This window comes from Roseibium salinum, from assembly GCF_026240905.1.
In the GTDB taxonomy this organism is placed as follows: domain Bacteria; phylum Pseudomonadota; class Alphaproteobacteria; order Rhizobiales; family Stappiaceae; genus Roseibium; species Roseibium salinum.
Map to the genome: position 1 here is coordinate 1,559,594 of NZ_JAPEVI010000003.1, position 18,153 is coordinate 1,577,746.

The window sequence follows — 18,153 nt, forward strand, 5'->3', positions numbered from 1 at the left end:
AAATCGGAACGATAAAGTGGCAGAGTTCGATCTCAACGATCTTCACGGCTTCGGTCTTATTGCCAGCGCAGGCGGATTGAGTCCCGCCTCGCGCCGCTTCGGCATTCCCAAGGCGACGCTGTCGCGCTCGCTGCACCGGATTGAAACGGCCGCCGGCGCACCCCTTTTCGACCGGGTCGGAAGAGGACTGCGCCTGACGCCCCTGGGTGCGAGGCTGCTGCCGACAGCCGAGAGCGCGCTGACACTGTTTTCGACCGCGGACGAGGCGATGCGGGCCGGGCAAGGCGAGCCGAACGGACCGCTGCGTATCGCGGCTAGCGCGCTTACGGGCCAGAAACTGCTCGCTCCGGTCCTGGCGAAGCTGGCCGAACGTTATCCCGGCGTGAATGCCAGCCTTCAGGTCATGAGCCATGGACCTGACCCCGTCGTCGAGGAACTGGACGTCGTGATCCGCGTCGGCCGCCCGTCCGAACCTTACCTCGTGGCCCGCAAACTCGTGGGCTCGCCCCTTGCGCTCTATGCCTTCCGAACCCGCGCTGCCGAGATCGACCTCTCGGACCCGGACGCTGTGGAAGCACTCGGACGCATCCACATCGCAATCGACGAATTTCCACATGCGTGGGAGCTGACCAACCCGCAGGGCGAAAGGGTCCGTCTCACCAGCAAGCCCCTGGTCGCTGTCAGCGAGCCGACTGTCGCGCTCGGCATTCTGAGCGCGGGGCCCGGTGTGGCGTTCCTGCCGATGCTCTACGCCGAGCCCCTCGCACGTGCCGGGGTGCTCGTGCGGGCGCTTCCGGGCTACACGGGTCCGGAGATGGAACTGTTCGCTGCGCTTCCTCCCAAACGGTCCAATGTCCCCGCCGTGCGTGTCTTTCTGGACCTTCTGGTCCGTCATGTCACAGAGATCGAGGAGGCGGCGAGCACCTACGATTTCACAACCGAACGCATTTCTATGGCAACGCGCCCCGACTGAACCATCACTCGCGTGCCGAGCTGATATACTGGTCTATTCCGTGCGTCCCGTCCCCCATAGCCCAATTCAACCCGCTCCTTCGGGCAGGACGGCGCCCACTCCGACGAGAATTTTAGCAACGAGATCCGCCTGCCGGTTGGTGCCGGTCTTCTGGAAGAGGTTGCGCATATGAAACGCGACGGTGGTGTTGGTAATGCCGAGCCGCTCGGCGATGGCCTCGCGCCTGTGCCCTTCGGTCAATTCGAGCGCAATCTCCGCTTCGGTCGGCGTCAGGCCGAAGAGGGAAGCGATCAGGTCACGCGACAGGTGGAGACGGCGGGCAGGATCGGAGAGAAAGGCAACCGCAACCGGGACCCCGGCGCCAGCTGACCGCGAACCGGGCAGCGAACAGATCAGGGCGAGTACGTCATGCGCATTGGACGCGCGACCGACGGGCACGCCCGCCGTGAACTCTATACCGTTCAGACCGGCATCGGTCGCCTCTGCCATCAGGGAGAAGATCTGTTTGGCCGCTACACGTTCGCGCAATTGGATCTGCCGGCCCACGCAAAGCCCGTCGGTTTCGATGGAAAAGGCATAGGCAGCTTCATTGGCAAAGACGACCCGGTTGTCCCGATCGAGAAAGACAATTCCCAGTGCCAGAAAATCGAGCGCTCGGGCGGCTGCGCTGTCCCATGCAGTCTCCCCGGCGGACAGTGTTTCGATCGTCTGCCACGTTTTTTCGGCATCGGAATCGAATTTGCGGCGCATACGCGCGACCTGATCGAGCCGGGCATCGATCGAAGCGAGCATCAGATCGAAGTCGACGGGTTTGACCAGATAATCGTCGGCCCCTGCCAATTTCGCGGAGATCATGTCTTCGCGCTCACCCAGTGCTGTCAAGAAGATGAAGGGCACATCCGCCAGATCCGGCCGACGGGTGCGCACGATCCGCAAAAGTTCGCGTCCGCCAAGACGGGGCATCGTGATGTCGCACATGATGATGTCGGGCGCATGGCTCTCCAGTTCGCGCAACGCCTCCACTCCGTCGGCGGCCAGGACCGGATTGTAGCCGGCGCCGGAAAGCTCCGCGCCGATATCTTCAAGAAGCTCGGGCTCGTCCTCTACACACAGAATAACTGGTTTCGATCGACTCGGGATGGCCGGCACACTTCCTGATTGCTGCGATGGTTCATTGTCGCCGGTCATAAAACCGATCCAGCCCGTTTAATGCAAGTCTTGCGCCTATCATTGGTGTCTCAGGAGCGCCCCGTCCGTTTGGACGGGGGAAGATCGTGCGCGCCGGTATATGTGGGGACAGCGGATCAGCCGGGGAGAAAAGCTCATGAAACGCACAGTTTTTGCCGTTGTCACGGTCGCGGGCCTTTTTTTGGGTAGCCATGCCCATGCCCTTGACGACGTCATGGTGGTGTTCGACGGATCGAACTCGATGTGGGGGCAGATCGACGGCATCGCCAAGATCGAGATCGCCCGCGACGCCATGGAAAGCCTGATGGGTGACTGGACGGCTCAGACCAATCTCGGACTTATGGCCTACGGACACCGCCGGGAAGCCGACTGTTCGGATATCGAAACCATCATCCCGCCGGGACGCGTGGATCCATCCGAATTTCTCAGCCGCGTGCGCCAGATTACCCCGCGTGGCAAGACCCCGTTGAGCGCCGCCATAGAAAAGGCCGCCGACGAGCTCGCTTTTCGCGATAACCCGGCGACCGTGGTCGTCATTTCCGACGGTATCGAGAGCTGCGAGCGCGATCCTTGTGCTTTGGCAAATGATCTGGAACGCGCCGGTATCGGCTTTACCGCACATGTTATCGGCTTCGGACTGGATAGCGAAGAGGAGCAGGAGTCGCTCGCCTGTATCGCCGAGCAGACAGGAGGCCGTTTCATTGCCGCGTCTGACGCGAGTGGCTTGCAGGGTGCCCTGGGCGAGGTCAGTGCCGCCGTTGCCTCCGCGCCGGAACCTAAGCCTGAGCCCGAGCCGGAACCCGAGTTCGAGGTGAGTGTTGATGCCCCTGAGACCGCCCTGGCCGGCTCGAGCATCGAAGTGACCTGGAGTGCGCCCGTGGACCGGCGTGATCTCATCACCATTGTTCCGGCGGGCGCCGACGAGGATGAGGTCGGAAATCATGTCCGGGTCAAGGATGACACTTCATCCGGCCTGCGCGTTCCAGGCGAAACGGGGCTCTACGAGGTGCGGTATGTCCTCGATGAAGGTCGGCGCACGCTGGCCGCCGCGCCTGTCGAGGTCACCGAACCGGAAGTGCGCGTTGAAGCCCCAGAGACTGCCCTCGCCGGTTCGAGCATCGAGGTAACCTGGAGTGCGCCCGTGGACCGGCGTGATCTCATCACCATTGTTCCGGCGGGTGCGGATGAGGATGAGGTCGGAAATCACGTCCGGGTCAAGGATGACAATTCATCCGGACTGCGTGTTCCCGGCGAAACGGGGCTCTACGAGGTGCGGTACGTTCTTGATGAAGGTCGGCGGACACTTGCCGCAGCACCGATCGAAGTCACCGAACCGGAAGTGCACGTTGAAGCCCCAGAGACTGCCCTCGCCGGTTCGAGCATCGAGGTGAGCTGGAGCACGGCCACCGACCGACGTGATCTCATTACCATTGTTCCGGCGGATGCCGACGAGGATGAGGTCGGCAATCACGTCCGGGTCAAGGATGACACTTCATCCGGTCTGCGCGTCCCCGGCGAAGCGGGGTTCTACGAGGTGCGGTATGTCCTTGATGAAGGACGGCGGACACTTACCGCAGCACCGATCGAGGTCACCGAGCCGGAGGTGAGCGTTGATGCCCCTGAGACCGCCCTCGCCGGTTCAAGCATCGAGGTGACCTGGAGTACGGCCACCGACCGGCGAGATCTCATTACCATTGTTCCGGCCGGCGCCGACGAGGATGAGGTCGGAAATCACGTCCGGGTCAAGGATGACAATTCATCCGGTCTGCGTGTTCCCGGCGAAACTGGGCTCTATGAGGTGCGCTATGTCCTCGATGAAGGACGGCGGACACTTGCCGCTACACCTGTCGAGGTTACCGAACCGGCAGTCCAGTTGACGGCAACCGAAACGGTGCGCGCCAACGGGGAGATCTCCGTTCGCTGGGAGGGCGATACCAACGGCCGGGATATCGTCACCATCGTGCCGATGGGCAGCGAAGAAGGCGAAGTCAAAGGCCACAAACGCGTCAGGGACCGGACCGAAGCGACATTGCGCGCCCCGAAGGAAACAGGAGTGTATGAGGTAAGGTTCGTCCTCGAAGAAGGCCGGCGGACGCTGGCCCGCGCCACGGTTGAGGTGATTGCGGAGGATGCCGCGCTGGACAGGGGCGGTTCCCTTGATGTTCCAGATACGGCGGCGCCGGGCGAAACGGTGCAGGTGGGATGGTCTTCCTCATCGGCGAGCCAGCGCCAGCGCATCGCGCTTGCCAGACGCGATCAGTCGGACTTCACCTGGATCGAGGTCGAGCAGGCAGACAACGAGCCACCGCGCGCCTTCACAATGCCGGAGGAGCCTGGAACTTATGAATTCCGGCTGCTCGATCTCGCCGGACCCGCGGTTCTGAGCCGGGCCATCATCGAGGTGCAGTGACAACGGTCCCCTTTCCCGGCCAGGTGGACATGAGTGGTCAGATTTGTTGTCCTGCGTCCGGTCGGGACAATTTCGGGATCGGGGGAGACCTTTGCAACCACGTGGCAATTTACAGCGCGCTCTGATGGGGCTGCTCATCCTTGTGGCTATGTCCGCGCCCTCATTTGCACAGGCGGGTCAAAGCCTCCCGAAACCGACCGGCCGGCCGGTGCTTCGCGTGGGAGGTGCGGTTACCGAGACGAACGTGAATGGCCAGGCGGTTTTTGACCGTCAGATGCTGTCTGCCCTTGAGCGTCATGAGCTGGAGACGCACACTTCCGTGACCGACGGCCCACAGCATTTCGAGGGTTTCCTGATGCGCGACCTGCTGGAACTGGTGGGTGCCAAGGGTGAAATTGCAACAGCCCATGCGCTCAACGATTATGTGATCGACATTCCCATGAGCGATTTCGAACGTTTCGATGTGCTCGTTGCGATGAAAATGAACGGCAGGCGACTGACCGCTCGGGACAAGGGACCGTTATGGATCGTCTATCCGCGCGACGATGTCGGCGAGCTTCAGGATATCCGCTACGATTACCGCTGGGTCTGGCAGCTCGACAGCCTGACGGTTCAATGAGGCCGAATCGCAGGACCGCCATAGGCTACGCGCTGTCGGGCTGCGCGATACTGGCGTTTGGCGTATTGCTGGGGTTCGCTCTCATGCGCTTGTCGAGTACAGAAGCCGAAACGCGGCGCAGCGTCGCCGACAACATGATCTGGGTTCTAGCACGGGCGCGTTCGGCGGCGTTGCTGCTTGAGGGGACTGTTGCAGGTGACGTCGCAGACATGCCCGGCGAGACCGACCGTGAACTTCACTATGACCTCCTTCTCAGCCGTCTGGCCCTCCTGCTGGAGGGGCCGCAGGCGCGGCATCTGGAGGAAATCGGCTTCAGACAGACGCTGCTGGACCATCAGACGGCGATTCTGGCCATCGAGGACGAGATTGCCGGACTGGTGTCGCGCGACATCAAGACAGCCGCGCATATCCGTGATGTCGTCTCGCCGCTGGTTGACGATCTCGGGCGCGCGGCCAACCGCTCAATGGTGTTGCACTGGGATGAGACAGGCGCCCGCAGCGATGCGATCAATGCGGCGATTGCCCAGGTCATCGTTTCGATCATCGGGATATTGGTCCTGGGAGCGCTGATCTGCCTGATCATGGTGCGTGCGCTTGTCGACAGGCATCGCGCGCAGCAGGCACTCCTGCACGAACAGGAAATGCGTAAGGCCTACCGCAGCTTCATCGATCTGGTGTCGCATCAATTCCGCACCCCGCTGGCTGTTATCGATCTCGTCCATGCAGCGCATAGGCCGCGATGGTGCGACCATGACACGCGAGGAAATCGTTCAGCGGGCCGGGCGTGTCCGGCAGGCGGTCACCGGACTGACGCGCCTCATGGAGATGACGCTCAAGTCCATACGCCTGGATGGCGGACAACTCGAAGCCTACAAGCAGCCCTGCGACCCTGCAGCGCTCATCAGCGGTGTCGCCATGCGGCAGCTCGAACTCACGCCGGAGCGGCGCATCGAGGTGCACATCGCGCCCGACACACCCGCCAGCCTGGTCACCGACCCTTTGCTGGCCGAGCAGATCCTGACCAATCTTGTGTCCAACGCTATCAAGTATTCACCGACGAATGAGCCGGTGCATATCATCACTCGGACCGAACCGGAGCGGATTGCAATTGGGGTCCATGACAGGGGCATCGGCATTTCCGAAGAAGAGCAGCCTCGTGTGTTCAGCCGCTTCTTCAGGTCGAAAACGTCTCGCAACATCTCCGGAATCGGGCTTGGCCTCAACATATCGCAGCGCCTGGCGATTCTGCTCGGCGGCCTTCTGAGTTTTCAATCACGCCAAGGCGTCGGATCCACTTTTACCCTGCATCTTCCTCTCAAGGAGTGACAGCTCTGGCGATCAGGCGGGATGATCGCCTTGCAGGCGATCAATAATGCGGCGCACCGTGGCGATATCCTCGAAAACACCGTGCAGATCCCCTTCAATCGCATCGGCCGGGGTGGTGAGCCCACCCATCTTCAGGAAATCGCCCTCACGCTTGAGTGCCATGAAAAAGGAGTCATCGTGAAATCCGGCCTCCAGGCCCTCGGTGCCGTGGCGTCCCGCCTCGGACTCGGCAATGCGGACGAAATTGTCCAACAACCCCGGGGCCAGTACATCCCGGGCAACCTTCGGGTCGGCGGCATAAACCTCGAAATGCCGCTCGAATTCGGGGTGACCGGTATCGAGTTTCGGCATGCCGCGCCCAGAACTGCCGCCAAAGAGCTCACCGAGCTTGTTGGCGGGGCCGAAGTCGCGTGCGATCAGGATGCGGGTTGGAATCGGCTCGGGGACGCCGATGCGCATCAGCAATCCCTTGAACAGCGTTCGGCTGGATCGGTTGCTGCCGTTGTTGGACGCGTTCGCGCTGCTCCGTTTCGCTTCGCTGATGAGTTCGGCCTCGACGATCTCAAACGGCGTTTCGCGGTAGGTGCCTTCCAGGCGGTCGCTGATTTCCGAGCGTGTGTGGGACCGGATCACGCCAAGCTTTTGCATGCGTTCCAGCGGAAATCCTTTGTGGGCTTCGTAGTCGTAGCTCAGGTCGCCAAGGAACTCGCAGACCTCCGGCATCACCGCTTCAGCGGCCGTACCGTTCCATTTCCTGGCCTGTCGCTTCCACAGAAGAAAGGCGGCAACGGCGCCGAAAGCGAGCGGAATGAAGAAACCGGCCAATAGGCCACCAATCCCGCCCGAGCCACTGCCGAACAACATGAACAAAAGGCCGAACACCGCCCCGGCAGCCAGCGCGATCGCGGCATGTCTTTTGGCCACGGCCAGAATCGCTTGCCGCTGTTCTTCGAGTTCGTTCAGGCGCGGCACGATGCGCTCATCGAAGTGTTTGGAAAAGCCGAACTCGATGGGCATGTGTTCGGCAAATGTGGTCGTCATGAAATGTCCGTTCTTCTCTCGATCGGCAACCGAAACTCCCCCTCATATGCCGGGAATCGCGCCCTCGCCGTCCGCAGTCCCGAGGGCACGGTCCTTCAGCTTGCGGAATTTTTTCGACAGTTGTTCAAGCTTGGCCTCCCAATCGGGATCGGGTTGTTGGCCTTCGATGGTCTTGAAGTAGACCTGCATCATGCAGGTGATGGCGACGGGCTCCAGCAGTGCCACCTTGACGCTCCATGCGAAAAGCAAAGCGAATACGAATCCGCCCGCTGTCCATGCCCCGGGCATGAGATAGACGACCAGCGCCGCCGGCGCGAGCATGAGCAGAAAGACCAGAAAGCCGAGCCCATAGACGATGACCGCCAGCCAGGCGGCGTTCTTGAGCATCACCTTGTAGTTCTGGCCGTAAAGCACCAGTGCCTCCTTGGCGGACATCCATGCATTGGTGGATTCGGTACGGATCGCATAGGCAAGGATCACCTCGTCGACAAATCCGACCGCGATACGCAAAAAGGCTGACAGGATGCTTGAGATCTGCTGGATACCCGGTATCGGTAGAAGGGTCAAAATGCCCCGCACCAGGCCGGAGATCGCGGTGACGACCCCCTTGATGAGTTGATCGATGGCGAAGAGCGCACTGGCCTGCCCGAAACGCTGTTTGACCACCGCCGTCGCATGCGCAACCTGGCCACGCCCCTCAGGGATCTCATTGCCGTCGATCAGTGAGATCAGAACCGCTATATGACCCGCCTTGACGATATAAAGGATATATTCGCGCACCCAGTACATGATGAAGCCGAACAACCCGAACCCGGCGAGCCCACCCCATATGGCGGTGTTCGCCTGGAATCCTTCGTCGCCAAGAGCGCCTATACCATAGCCGATGCCGGCCCCGGCGCCGGTGACCAGGACGTAGCCAAGCGCAATGCCGAAATAAACGACCACGCGCAACAGGATAAACGGCAGTGTGCGCACCATCATCCGCAATGCGCTGCCGAGGTTGAAATCCCACATGTCGATCTCTTTCTTGTTTGAAATCCGCCTGTCTCGGCCGTTGGGCCAAACAGTCGCACAACCGGCCCGGCAGCGCCCCGTTTGTTTGGACGGGGCGGGGTCGGCCACCGGGCAGTATGACACAGCTTGAAGACCAGCTCGACACAACCGGCCTGGCGGCAGCGCACACACGCTTTGGAGAGACTTCTCAGCGAGAGCATTTCTCGACAATATTGGATCATTTGATGAGGCAATATTGTCGAGAAATGCTCTAAATCCTGTTCCGGCCTTGCTTGTCAGGCGCTCTGTGCCTATATATGAGAGTACGTTTCCGCCGATTATTGGCAATTCTCTGTGCTGGCCAGCCAGCACAGGCTTTACTCCTGATTTTGCGAACGTTCCTGAACCGATCCGCGTGCTTGCGGGCCGGAATATGCCCGCTTGTCCACTGTGGACCGGGCCAAATGAAAAGATATACACATGATCAACGGTACCGTTAAATTCTTCAATGCCACCAAAGGCTTTGGTTTCATCTCGCCTTCTGACGGCAGCAAGGACGCTTTCGTTCACATTTCGGCAGTAGAGCGTGCCGGCCTTTCGGGTCTCAACGAAGGTCAGGCAGTCACCTACGAACTGGAAAACGGTCGCGACGGCAAGACATCGGCAGTCAATCTGCAGCTGGCATAAAGCAATTTCGCCGGGACTGCGGTGCAGTCCCGGCCCACAAAGCCAATGAAAACGGCACTTTGTTGATCGGCCGAAAGCCACTTCCGGGCGATCGATACAACTCAAAGCAGCGGACGTTTCACTGCAAATCGTCAGGGTCTGAGCCAACGCGAACGTTGGCCGGGAACAGTCGAAAGGCGTATCTTCATATTCAATATGGGATGACGTCGAAGAACCTGGCGTAAGCCGGAGAAAATCCATGAAGACCAAAACCGTCGAGTGCGACTACACCGCCAGCGCCGAGCTCTACCCGGGCAAGCGCTCGGCCCGGTTCCGTAGCCTGGGTTATCGCCGTTTCGATACGACGGCGGAAGCACTCCGCTACCTCATTGAAGACATGCCCGTCGAACTTCTGGCCGGAGCAATCCTGGAAACCGAAGAGCAGCGTTTCAGGGCCGACGAAATTGCCGCACTTTACGCAGACGACGCCTATCCACTGCCAAGAGCGTGATCCAAACAAAGGATAAAGCCGATGCGTAAATCCAGCAAAGTCATTCCTTTCCCCATCCCTTTGAAGCGGAGCAGCAGATTCAGCTCCACCGCTTTTCCCCGTTTTGCCATTGCTTTCGGCGACCGCGAACCGGCACCGGCAGCCATTACCGACAAACCCAGGCCCGCGCCGGTTCTGTTCAACGCGCCGGAAATTTCTCCATGTCCCTGACCTTTCCAAACCCAAGCCGTGATTTCCAGGAATCGCGCAATGTCATTGGATTCACCGGTTATGATGGCATGTTCGAGGTCAGGTTTTTCGTGGAAGTGGATGCTCTGGCCAGGTTCGAGACCAACTCGAATCCTTCCGGTACGGTTGAAGCGCGCTGGCTCAGGACCTTCGATGCATTGCGCGCCTCCATCCTGGACGTCGCGCGCGAAGCCTATGCCAAAGGTCGCCGACCAACCTACACTCTGACGGCCGCCGACTTTCGAAAGAAATGAAGTGAGACCGGCAATCGGGACAGGAAGCTGAGGCGTATCCCGCACAGTTTGCCTGTGCAGTGCGTAACACGGGAAGCGGGCGCGACGAGACGCGCTGTATTCTATCGGTGCGGTTCTACCGGTCCGGCAACACAGAGTACGCCAGAGGCTCGACATTCTCGAGCAGCTCCTCCAGAAACTGCAATAGCATGTCCGGGTGCGGATAGGTCCTGGCCCCTGTGACCCGGTGCTCGAACTCCTTCGCCTGATGATAGACGTTTAGCAGGCCGATCTCGTCGACCCGCTCCTGTACGACCGCCGAGACTGGATCTTGCCCGAGTTTTATCACGCGCCGCGCAGCTCCATCGAGATCGTGACCGACATTCTTCCGCGGCGCCTCCAACGACACTCCCGACGCCCGTAAAGCAGATTTCAGCGCCAGCTCGATTGCGTGAGCGAGGAGATAGCAGATCGGCTGCGTAAGCCGTTCATGCTCCCTGAGAACAATCCTGGCCGCCTGAGCCATACCGTCTGTACAGAGGGGCCCAGGCCCTGCCCGACTCCCGGCCGGTCGACCCGAAGGTGGCGCTGAAGAATGTCTGCGGCGTGCTGGATCACCATGTGGCGCCGGGCCAGATGGTCAAGGTCTATCATTCGTTGCCGGACCACGTTCGCACGGCTATCGCAGCGTAGCGACCATGAGGGAGATCCGGTCGCAGGCGAACAGCGAGGAGCGATCAACTGCAGGAGCACGCCTGAGGACCTGAAAAAGTGATCGACGAAAAAGGAACATAAGGCACAGTTCCCCGTTGGCTTCCCTATGGAGGATCCGCAGGACGACACGTCGACACGCGTGGGGCGACCATCGAAAATCAACCCTCTCACATAGTCGTAGACCGTCCTCGATCCCCTCTCGGCCGCCGAAATCGGCGGTGGATTTACGAAGTGAATTCACGCGCATCTTTTATCGCCCGCAAGGAGGGACGGTAGCCGATGCGCTTTCAGTCAATGGAGGTTTCCCGATGAAGATCCAGGAATGCATGTCCAAGGATGTCACGGTATGTGCACCTGACGACACCATCCGTGACGTTGCCCGAAAGATGTTGGAGTGCGATTGCGGCGTCATGCCGATCGGCGAGAATGACAGGCTCGTCGGCGTTGTGACGGACCGGGACATTGCCATTCGCGCGGTTGCCGAAGGCAAAGGCCCGGACACGCCGGCGCGCAGCGTGATGAGTGCGGAAGTGCTCTATTGCTACGAAGATGAGGATCTTCAGGAAGTCAGCGACAATCTCGCGACGCTCAAGATCCGCAGGATGCCCGTCGTGAACCGCGACAAACGGCTCGTGGGTATCGTCTCCCTCGGCGAGATCGCACGCCAGGACGGCAATTCCGGTGAGGCCGCGTTCCGCGAGGTCTCCAAGCCTGGCGGTCCGCATCGGCAGGCCTGACATTGCGGGTTGAACAAAGGCCGGCGGAGGATATTCCGCCGGCGGTTGCATCACCCCCTGCTTCCGGCCAACGCCCTTTGCCGCCAGTTTTGCACTGGGCGCGCGAGCGCATTGCCTTCCGGAGCAGGCCCGGAATTGCTGATGTAACGGAACATCCATTGCACCTGCCTTTACAGGCAAGAGATTGGAGGCACCAGATGCCAAAATGCGATCAATGCGGCAACGACTATGACAAGACATTTCAGGTCGTCATGGCCGGCACCAAATACGAATTCGACAGTTTTGAATGCGCGATCCACAAGCTCGCGCCGACCTGCCCGAGTTGTGGAACCCGCATCGCCGGACACGGCGTGGAAGAGGACGACATCATCTATTGTTGCGCCCATTGCGCCGCACGGAAGGGAGCGACACAGCTTCAGGATCGTGCCGATTAGGTTATGTGTACCTGGTCCGTCACAAGCCCTCCTCCGCCTGTGCGAGGGCGGCGGGGAAGGAAGCTGGTGAGGAGCACCAGGCGATATTGGACCTCAAGACCATCTCATATGCGATTTTCCAAACGCAGATGAGATGGTCTTGTCTTTTGGGTCTGCCGCATTGAGGTTTAGCGAGGCACTTGGAGAGACACCTCGAAATCCGGACCGCGCGAAAGCCGGCTACGTCCGGCCTGCGGAACCGATAGGGGCATCCGCGCCGGGCTTGACCGGATTGTGGATCGAGCCGGCGAGAACCTCGCGCGGACCTTTGGCGGAAAACTCGTCCGTGGTCAGTTCCGAAACGGCGTAGAGCCTTTCGTTGCGAAAGGCGCTGGCAGAGCGTGTCGACGTCCCCTCACTGGGCTTGGCACGCAGTTCGAGAAAATCCAGTTCCGCTTCCGCCGCAACGATACGGGCGTCGGCCGGACTTTCGGCGCGTACGATCACTTCGCCCTGGTTCGGGGCAACATCCCAATTGGGGTCCCAGTCGGGCGCCACAGGCGTCAGCTTGAAGATACGTGTGTCCATACCGGGGAAACACAACGCGCCCCGTTTTGTTCCCTCCGGCACACCTTAGCGGGATGCGCTCGGACAGCACTGGATTGGCCTCCCGCGGCCGGGGCTTCCCTCCGGCCCAGGCCGCAGGAACGCGTGCCGCGGCAGGCCGCCTGCGTCAAAGACGCTGGGTGAACGTCGGGACCTTCACGAGCGCCGCGTAGTCCCGGGCAAGGGAGAGAAACGCGTCATAGCTCTCCTTCACCTCCGCAAAGGCCGGATTGGCTGCGCCGTTTTCCGCCATCACCTCGCCGACGGCCTTCTTGAGTGCCGCCACGACGTCGTCGGGGAAGTTTGCAAAGGTCACGCCTTCCGATGCCAGTTTCTGCAGGGCGACCGCGTTATAATAATCGAACTGGGCCGTCGTCTCCGCGGAGGCCGCTTCCGCTGCATTGGCGATCACGGCCTGCAGGTGAGCCGGCAGGCTGTCGAAGGCCTCCTTGTTCACGACGATTTCGAGGGCGGCCGAAGGCTCGTGGAATGCAGGCACATAGCAGTATTTGGCCACCTTCTGCAGTCCGAATGCCTGATCCAGCATCGGGCCGACCCATTCTGCCGCGTCAATTGCGCCGGACTGGAAGGCCGGGAAGATTTCCGGAGGCGGCAGCATCACGGCATTGACGCCGAGCTTGCGCATCGCCTCCCCGCCGAGACCGGCAATGCGCATGTTCAGTCCGGCCAGGTCGTCGACGCTTTCAACCGGATTCTTGAACCAGCCTGCGGCCTGCACGCCGGAACTGCCCGAATAGAACGGCTTCAGGCCACGTTCCGCATAGAGCCCGTCCCAAAGCTCCTGGCCACCGCCATAGCGCAGCCATGCCGTCGTCTCGACCGCTGTCAAGCCGAAGGGAACGGCGGAGAAGAAATGCAGAGCCGAGTTCTTGGATGCTGCGTAATAGGGTGTCGAATGACCGATCTCGGCCGTTCCCTGCTCGACCGCGTCTTCTACCCCGAACGGCGGAACAAGCTCTCCGCCGGAAAAGACCTTGAACGTCAGCTGACCGTCCGACATCGCAGCGACGCGGTCGGCGAACGTCGTCACATTGGTGCCGACACCGGGCGCCTTGGCCGGAAAGGACGTCGGCAGTTTCCATTCGATCTTGCCCTGGGCGATTGCGGGAGCCGCCAGCATGCTTGCGGGCGCGGCGACAGCTCCCGCTTTCAAGAAATCTCGTCTTTTCATGTAAGTCTCCATACTTGCTCAGAACAGGACGGCGGGCAGCCAGGTTGCGAGTGCCGGGAAAGCGGCAACGACCGCCAGTGCCAGCAGCTGGATCGCGACGAACGGTACGACCGAGACATAGATATCCCAGGTGCGGATGTCCGCGGGAGCGACCGACCGGTAATAGAAGAGCGCGAAACCGAAGGGTGGTGTCAAGAAAGACGTTTGCAGGTTCAGCGCAATCAGCACCGCGAACCAGACCGGGCTGATGTCCGACTGCAGGATAATCGGTCCGACGATCGGAACGACGATAAAGATGATCTCGACGAATTCCAGAATGAAGCCGAGCAGAAAGATGACCAGCATCGTCAGGAGCAGCATGCCGTAGGGCCCGCCCGGCAGGCCATGAAGCAATTCGGCGACGTGTTCGTCGCCATTGAAGCCGCGGAAGACCAGCGAGAGAATGCTGGCGGCGATCACAATGCCGAAAATCATGCCCGTGATCGCCACGGTTTCGCGCAGGGCGGGCAGCAGGACATCCCCGCGCAGGAGCGACGATGCCGAGACCACCAGGAGCGCGAAGACGGTCACGCTCAGGAGAATGGAGACCAGCGAGGTGCCGGACCAGGCGATACGGCCATCCGAAAACTCCAGCCCGAACAGCCCGGACTGGCGCAAGATCAGCAGCAGGACGGCAAGGACCGCACAGACCGAGGCTGCCCACGCGCTCCGCCCGCCCCGCGATGCGGCGGCAATCAGCATGGCTCCGGCCACCCCGACGCCCGCAGCTTCCGTGGGCGTGGCGACCCCGATCAGAATGCTTCCGAGCACGGCGACAATCAGACCCAGCGTCGGCGCGATGTTCCCGGTCAGTTTCAGCGCCGAGGCTTTCTTCACGGGCTGTTGGGACAGGTCGCGAGACGCCGTACGGCGAAGCCTGAGCACCACATAAGCCGCGTAAAGCGCCACGAGCAACAGTCCCGGGAAGAGCGCTCCGGCAAACAGATCGCCGACCGTAACAGGATCCGGCGCGAAGTTGCCTGCCTCCTGCTGCGCTTCGAAATAGGCATTTGAGACCTGGTCGCCCAGCAGGATCAGGATGATCGAGGGTGGAATGATCTGCCCGAGCGTGCCGCTGGCGCAGATGAGGCCGCTGCTCATATGCTTGTTCACGCCGGCCGACAGGAGTGCCGGAAGCGTGATGGTGCCAAGCATGACGATCGTCGCGCCGATAATGCCGGTCGATGCTGCAATCAGCGCGCTAACCAGAATGACCGACAGGGCAAGCGCAGACTGATTGCCGCCAAGGGCGGCGGTAAGGCTTTTCAGCATTTTCTCCGCCTGCCTGGATTTTTCGAGCACAAGCCCCATCAGCACGAAAAGCGGAACCGCGATCAGCAACGGGTTGGTCATGACCCCGTAGACCCGCTGCGGTACGGCCTGAAAGAAGACCAGATCGAAATGGCCGAGAACGGCCGCCGCAATGGCAATCAATGTCGGAGCCCCGGCGATGGCCAGAAGGACGGGGACACCCGACAGAATGCATGCGAAGACCGCCAGCGCCAGCAGGAGGAGCCATATAAGATCCACGCTCATGCGAAAGTCCGCCGCACTGCGCCCGCGAGCCTTGTCAGCGCAACCAGAAGCACAAGGGCCGGCAGGATCAGAAGGCATGTCTTGACGAGATAGAGGCCCGGCAATCCGCCCGTCTCGGGCGATCCTTCCAGGATGGCCCAGGAGTTGCGCACCAGCGGAAATGCGGTCCACGACATCAGGCTGAAGACCGGCAGAGCAAGGAACAGATCGCCCAGCAGGTCGATGCGCCTGTTGGCTTGCTCGCTCCATTTCTGGCGGAAGACATCGACCCGTACATGCCTGTCCGCATCAAAGGAAACGGCAACCGAAAGCGCGACCAGGGCGGCAAAGGCGTAGTTGACCCCATCCTGGATTTCCAGAAATCCGATGCCGAGCAGATAGCGCATCAGCACCATGGCGAGCTGCCCGAGAAAAACGATCGCGGCAAGCCACATGCACAGCCTTTGCACCGCCAGAAACAGAAGTCGCATTCAATGCCCGATAGTTTGAATTCCAGTCCCCGTCCGTGCTGATTCCGCAGCCCGGCGTTTCGGTAGAATGCCAGACTAATCGGCGGAAACCCTCGTGTATACAATGATTTGCCGAGTGCTCAGCTAACTCACAGGCGAATGGAAGGAGCCCTTGGGCGAACATGTCGCACCTGAGCGGGTTTAGCTTGTGCAAAACGGATTGCGGCAGCGCAGCAAATGCGTTAGGCGAAGGCCGTCTTTTGCCTTCAGGCGCCGGTGCCTGCTCTGCTCATCCTCCCGTGGGTGGGGCAATTCTCCCGGCGGCCTGAAAGGTCAGCGTCCATTCAAGACACGGAGTTAATCATGCTCGGCAAAAAAGTTCCCTTTGTTACCTTCCGCACCCGCGTTCGCGACGGGTCCATCGAAGGCCCGAATCCGTTCCGCTGGGAAGACAAGACCAGCGACGACTACTTCAAGGGCAAGACGGTTGTCCTGTTTTCGCTGCCGGGCGCGTTCACGCCCACCTGCTCCACTTTCCAGCTGCCTGATTTCGAAAAGCTCTTTGAAGAGTTCAAGGCGGAGGGCATTGACGAAATCTACTGCATCTCCGTCAACGATGCCTTCGTGATGAATGCCTGGGCCAAGGCGCAGGACGTCCGCAACGTCAAGGTGATCCCGGACGGCTCCGGCGAATTCACCCGCAAGATGGGCATGCTGGTTGCCAAGGACAATCTCGGCTTTGGCATGCGTTCATGGCGCTATGGCGCCATCGTCAACGACGGGGTCGTGGAACAGTGGTTCGAAGAGGAAGGCTTCTCCGACAACTGCGAAAGCGATCCCTATGGGATTTCTTCTCCGCAGAATATCCTGGAGAAGCTGCGCGCAGCGAAAATCGAAGCCGCTTAGGCGTTTCGGCTACACAGAACAGTCACGAACCCCGGTCTTGCAGTCCTGGGTTCTTTCGTCAGGTCCGCCCCGCGGTCAGCTGGAGCGCTTCTCTCCCGAACCGCGGCTTTCGTCATCGAAGCGCATTTCCAGCCACATGGCGTTCAGGATGGCCAGGCAGCACGCCAGCGGCATGCCGAGGGCCCAGGCAAAGTACCACATCAGTTTGTCTCCTCAGTAGGCCGTATGGTCGTCACGCTCGATCGCCTCTTCATCCACCCTGCCCCAAAGGACCTTGTAGACCCAGGCCGTGTAGACGAGGATGATCGGCAGGAAGATCGCCGTCGCCACCAGCATGTTGAACAGTGTCCGATGGGTGGACGCGGCATCCCAGACCGTGAGACTTGCCTCCGGCTGGACGGAAGACGGCAGAATGAACGGAAACATCGATACGCCGACCGTTGATATGATCCCGAGGACCGCCGACTTGGAGAACGCGAAGATCAGCATTTCCATCCGTGTCTGAAGCAGGATCAGCGTTCCGAACAGGCCGATGAAGCCGAGCGCCGGCGCCAGCCACAGGACCGGGTGAACCGCATAGTTGCGCATCCAGGCCCCGCCTTCCACGATTGCCTGTTTGGCCAGAGGATTGGCTTGCATGTTGGGATCGATCTCCGACGTGATGCGGAACCCCTCGACATATCCGCCGGCGACCAGATAACCGCCGAGGGCGAAGAGGATGATGCCGAGAAGTGCGGAAACCGTTCCGAACCGCCGCGCCCGCCGTGCGATGTCGCCCGAGGTCCGCATGACCAGCCACACGGAGCCGTGCATCACCAGCATGACGACGGAAAGCAGACCGCACAGCAGCGCGAACGGCGAAAACAGCCAGAAGAACGAGCCTTCGTAGGTCATGCGCAGGTCCGGGTCCAGCCTGAACGGGACGCCGAGCAGGACGTTGCCCACCGCCACGCCGAATACGAGAGCCGGTACGACGGAGCCGGTGAAGAGCGCCCAGTCCCAGGTAGTTCGCCAGGATGGATCCGGCCGTTTCGAGCGGTACTTGAAGGCGACGGGCCTCAGGATCATGGCTGCGAGCACCACGAACATTGCCATATAGAATCCCGAGAAGCTGATGGCGTAGAGCGGCGGCCAGGCTGCGAAAATCGCCCCGCCGCCGAGGATGAACCAGACTTGATTGCCTTCCCAGGTCGGGCCGATGGTGTTGATCACCACACGCCGTTCAATATCGGTCTCGGCAATGAAGGGAAGCAAAGTACCGACCCCCATGTCGAAACCGCCCGTCACAGCAAACGCGATCAGCAACACGCCGAGCAGCAACCACCAGATCATTTTGAGTGTCGAATAATCGATCAATTCGAAGAGAACCATGG

General features: G+C 60.7%; 23 protein-coding genes. 11 read left to right on the forward strand and 12 right to left on the reverse strand.

From position 1 onward, the window contains the following. Positions 1-16: 16 nt before the first annotated feature. Positions 17-973, forward strand: coding sequence for a LysR family transcriptional regulator (locus ON753_RS11745; protein WP_265962711.1), 957 nt, complete (start codon positions 17-19; stop codon positions 971-973). Positions 974-1,039: 66 nt separating this feature from the next. On the opposite strand, the gene ON753_RS11750 is transcribed toward ON753_RS11745, so the two are convergent. Next, positions 1,040-2,161 (reverse strand): response regulator, encoded by a 1,122-nt coding sequence (locus tag ON753_RS11750; protein WP_265962712.1) that lies wholly within the window; start codon positions 2,159-2,161, stop codon positions 1,040-1,042. Positions 2,162-2,297: 136 nt separating this feature from the next. Between ON753_RS11750 and ON753_RS11755 the strand changes: the two genes are divergently transcribed. Then, entirely contained in the window at positions 2,298-4,571 is a 2,274-nt protein-coding gene (locus ON753_RS11755) for a vWA domain-containing protein (protein ID WP_265962713.1), read from the forward strand. 274 nt (positions 4,572-4,845) lie between these two features. After that, positions 4,846-5,190 carry a putative pterin-binding protein gene (locus ON753_RS11760; RefSeq protein ID WP_265962714.1) on the forward strand — a complete coding sequence of 115 codons (345 nt, stop codon included), beginning with the start codon at positions 4,846-4,848 and terminating at the stop codon, positions 5,188-5,190. Positions 5,191-5,336: 146 nt separating this feature from the next. Here the strand turns inward: ON753_RS11760 and ON753_RS11765 are convergent, their stop codons facing one another. Both ON753_RS11765 and ON753_RS11770 read right to left on the reverse strand, forming a co-directional pair. Then, positions 5,337-5,597 (reverse strand): hypothetical protein, encoded by a 261-nt coding sequence (locus tag ON753_RS11765; protein ID WP_265962716.1) that lies wholly within the window; start codon positions 5,595-5,597, stop codon positions 5,337-5,339. Positions 5,598-5,651: 54 nt separating this feature from the next. Next, positions 5,652-5,912, reverse strand: a complete 261-nt coding sequence (locus ON753_RS11770) for a hypothetical protein (protein WP_265962718.1) — start codon at positions 5,910-5,912, stop codon at positions 5,652-5,654. 97 nt (positions 5,913-6,009) lie between these two features. Here ON753_RS11770 and ON753_RS11775 point away from each other — a divergent pair, with 97 nt between their 5' ends. After that, positions 6,010-6,516 (forward strand): sensor histidine kinase, encoded by a 507-nt coding sequence (locus ON753_RS11775; protein WP_265962719.1) that lies wholly within the window; start codon positions 6,010-6,012, stop codon positions 6,514-6,516. 12 nt (positions 6,517-6,528) lie between these two features. Here the strand turns inward: ON753_RS11775 and ON753_RS11780 are convergent, their stop codons facing one another. Continuing rightward, positions 6,529-7,533 carry a DUF3137 domain-containing protein gene (locus tag ON753_RS11780; protein WP_265962720.1) on the reverse strand — a complete coding sequence of 335 codons (1,005 nt, stop codon included), beginning with the start codon at positions 7,531-7,533 and terminating at the stop codon, positions 6,529-6,531. Between the two features lie 66 nt (positions 7,534-7,599). Then, complete coding sequence (locus ON753_RS11785; RefSeq protein WP_265962721.1) at positions 7,600-8,571, reverse strand: hypothetical protein; 972 nt, start codon at positions 8,569-8,571, stop codon at positions 7,600-7,602. Positions 8,572-9,030: 459 nt separating this feature from the next. Between ON753_RS11785 and ON753_RS11790 the strand changes: the two genes are divergently transcribed. The 4 genes from ON753_RS11790 to ON753_RS11805 all read left to right on the forward strand — a co-directional run bounded on the left by ON753_RS11790 (position 9,031) and on the right by ON753_RS11805 (position 10,209). Next, positions 9,031-9,237 (forward strand): cold-shock protein, encoded by a 207-nt coding sequence (locus ON753_RS11790; RefSeq protein ID WP_265962722.1) that lies wholly within the window; start codon positions 9,031-9,033, stop codon positions 9,235-9,237. Positions 9,238-9,475: 238 nt separating this feature from the next. Then, positions 9,476-9,727 carry a hypothetical protein gene (locus ON753_RS11795; RefSeq protein ID WP_265962723.1) on the forward strand — a complete coding sequence of 84 codons (252 nt, stop codon included), beginning with the start codon at positions 9,476-9,478 and terminating at the stop codon, positions 9,725-9,727. 21 nt (positions 9,728-9,748) lie between these two features. Continuing rightward, the gene (locus ON753_RS11800; RefSeq protein WP_265962724.1) at positions 9,749-9,937 is read left to right on the forward strand and encodes a hypothetical protein; all 189 of its coding nucleotides are present in this window, start codon (positions 9,749-9,751) and stop codon (positions 9,935-9,937) included. After that, entirely contained in the window at positions 9,928-10,209 is a 282-nt protein-coding gene (locus tag ON753_RS11805; RefSeq protein ID WP_265962725.1) for a DUF1488 family protein, read from the forward strand. The genes ON753_RS11800 and ON753_RS11805 overlap by 10 nt, the downstream gene beginning before the upstream one ends. A 115-nt stretch (positions 10,210-10,324) precedes the next feature. Here the strand turns inward: ON753_RS11805 and ON753_RS11810 are convergent, their stop codons facing one another. Further along, complete coding sequence (locus ON753_RS11810) at positions 10,325-10,714, reverse strand: hypothetical protein (protein ID WP_265962727.1); 390 nt, start codon at positions 10,712-10,714, stop codon at positions 10,325-10,327. A gap of 496 nt (positions 10,715-11,210) precedes the next feature. Here ON753_RS11810 and ON753_RS11815 point away from each other — a divergent pair, with 496 nt between their 5' ends. Then, positions 11,211-11,639 (forward strand): CBS domain-containing protein, encoded by a 429-nt coding sequence (locus ON753_RS11815; protein ID WP_265962729.1) that lies wholly within the window; start codon positions 11,211-11,213, stop codon positions 11,637-11,639. A gap of 197 nt (positions 11,640-11,836) precedes the next feature. After that, on the forward strand, positions 11,837-12,073 hold the full coding sequence (locus ON753_RS11820) for a hypothetical protein (RefSeq protein ID WP_265962731.1): 237 nt from the start codon (positions 11,837-11,839) through the stop codon (positions 12,071-12,073). A gap of 219 nt (positions 12,074-12,292) precedes the next feature. Here ON753_RS11820 and ON753_RS11825 read toward each other — a convergent pair whose 3' ends face one another. From ON753_RS11825 to ON753_RS11840, 4 genes are all read right to left on the reverse strand, one after another. After that, positions 12,293-12,640, reverse strand: a complete 348-nt coding sequence (locus ON753_RS11825) for a hypothetical protein (RefSeq protein WP_265962733.1) — start codon at positions 12,638-12,640, stop codon at positions 12,293-12,295. 145 nt (positions 12,641-12,785) lie between these two features. Continuing rightward, the gene (locus ON753_RS11830; protein ID WP_265962734.1) at positions 12,786-13,850 is read right to left on the reverse strand and encodes a TRAP transporter substrate-binding protein; all 1,065 of its coding nucleotides are present in this window, start codon (positions 13,848-13,850) and stop codon (positions 12,786-12,788) included. A gap of 18 nt (positions 13,851-13,868) precedes the next feature. Beyond that, positions 13,869-15,425 carry a TRAP transporter large permease gene (locus ON753_RS11835; RefSeq protein ID WP_265962735.1) on the reverse strand — a complete coding sequence of 519 codons (1,557 nt, stop codon included), beginning with the start codon at positions 15,423-15,425 and terminating at the stop codon, positions 13,869-13,871. Further along, the gene (locus ON753_RS11840; RefSeq protein ID WP_265962736.1) at positions 15,422-15,895 is read right to left on the reverse strand and encodes a TRAP transporter small permease subunit; all 474 of its coding nucleotides are present in this window, start codon (positions 15,893-15,895) and stop codon (positions 15,422-15,424) included. Before ON753_RS11840 ends, ON753_RS11835 begins: the two co-directional genes overlap by 4 nt. Before the next feature lie 342 nt (positions 15,896-16,237). On the opposite strand from ON753_RS11840, the gene ON753_RS11845 reads away from it, so the two are divergent. After that, positions 16,238-16,780 carry a peroxiredoxin gene (locus ON753_RS11845; protein ID WP_265962738.1) on the forward strand — a complete coding sequence of 181 codons (543 nt, stop codon included), beginning with the start codon at positions 16,238-16,240 and terminating at the stop codon, positions 16,778-16,780. A 75-nt stretch (positions 16,781-16,855) separates the two neighbouring features. Here ON753_RS11845 and cydX read toward each other — a convergent pair whose 3' ends face one another. Beyond that, on the reverse strand, positions 16,856-16,981 hold the full coding sequence (gene cydX, locus ON753_RS11850) for a cytochrome bd-I oxidase subunit CydX (RefSeq protein WP_265962740.1): 126 nt from the start codon (positions 16,979-16,981) through the stop codon (positions 16,856-16,858). A gap of 12 nt (positions 16,982-16,993) precedes the next feature. Then, a complete protein-coding gene (gene cydB, locus ON753_RS11855; protein WP_265962741.1) occupies positions 16,994-18,151 on the reverse strand; it encodes a cytochrome d ubiquinol oxidase subunit II in 1,158 nt (385 codons plus the stop codon). Positions 18,152-18,153 lie beyond the last annotated feature (2 nt).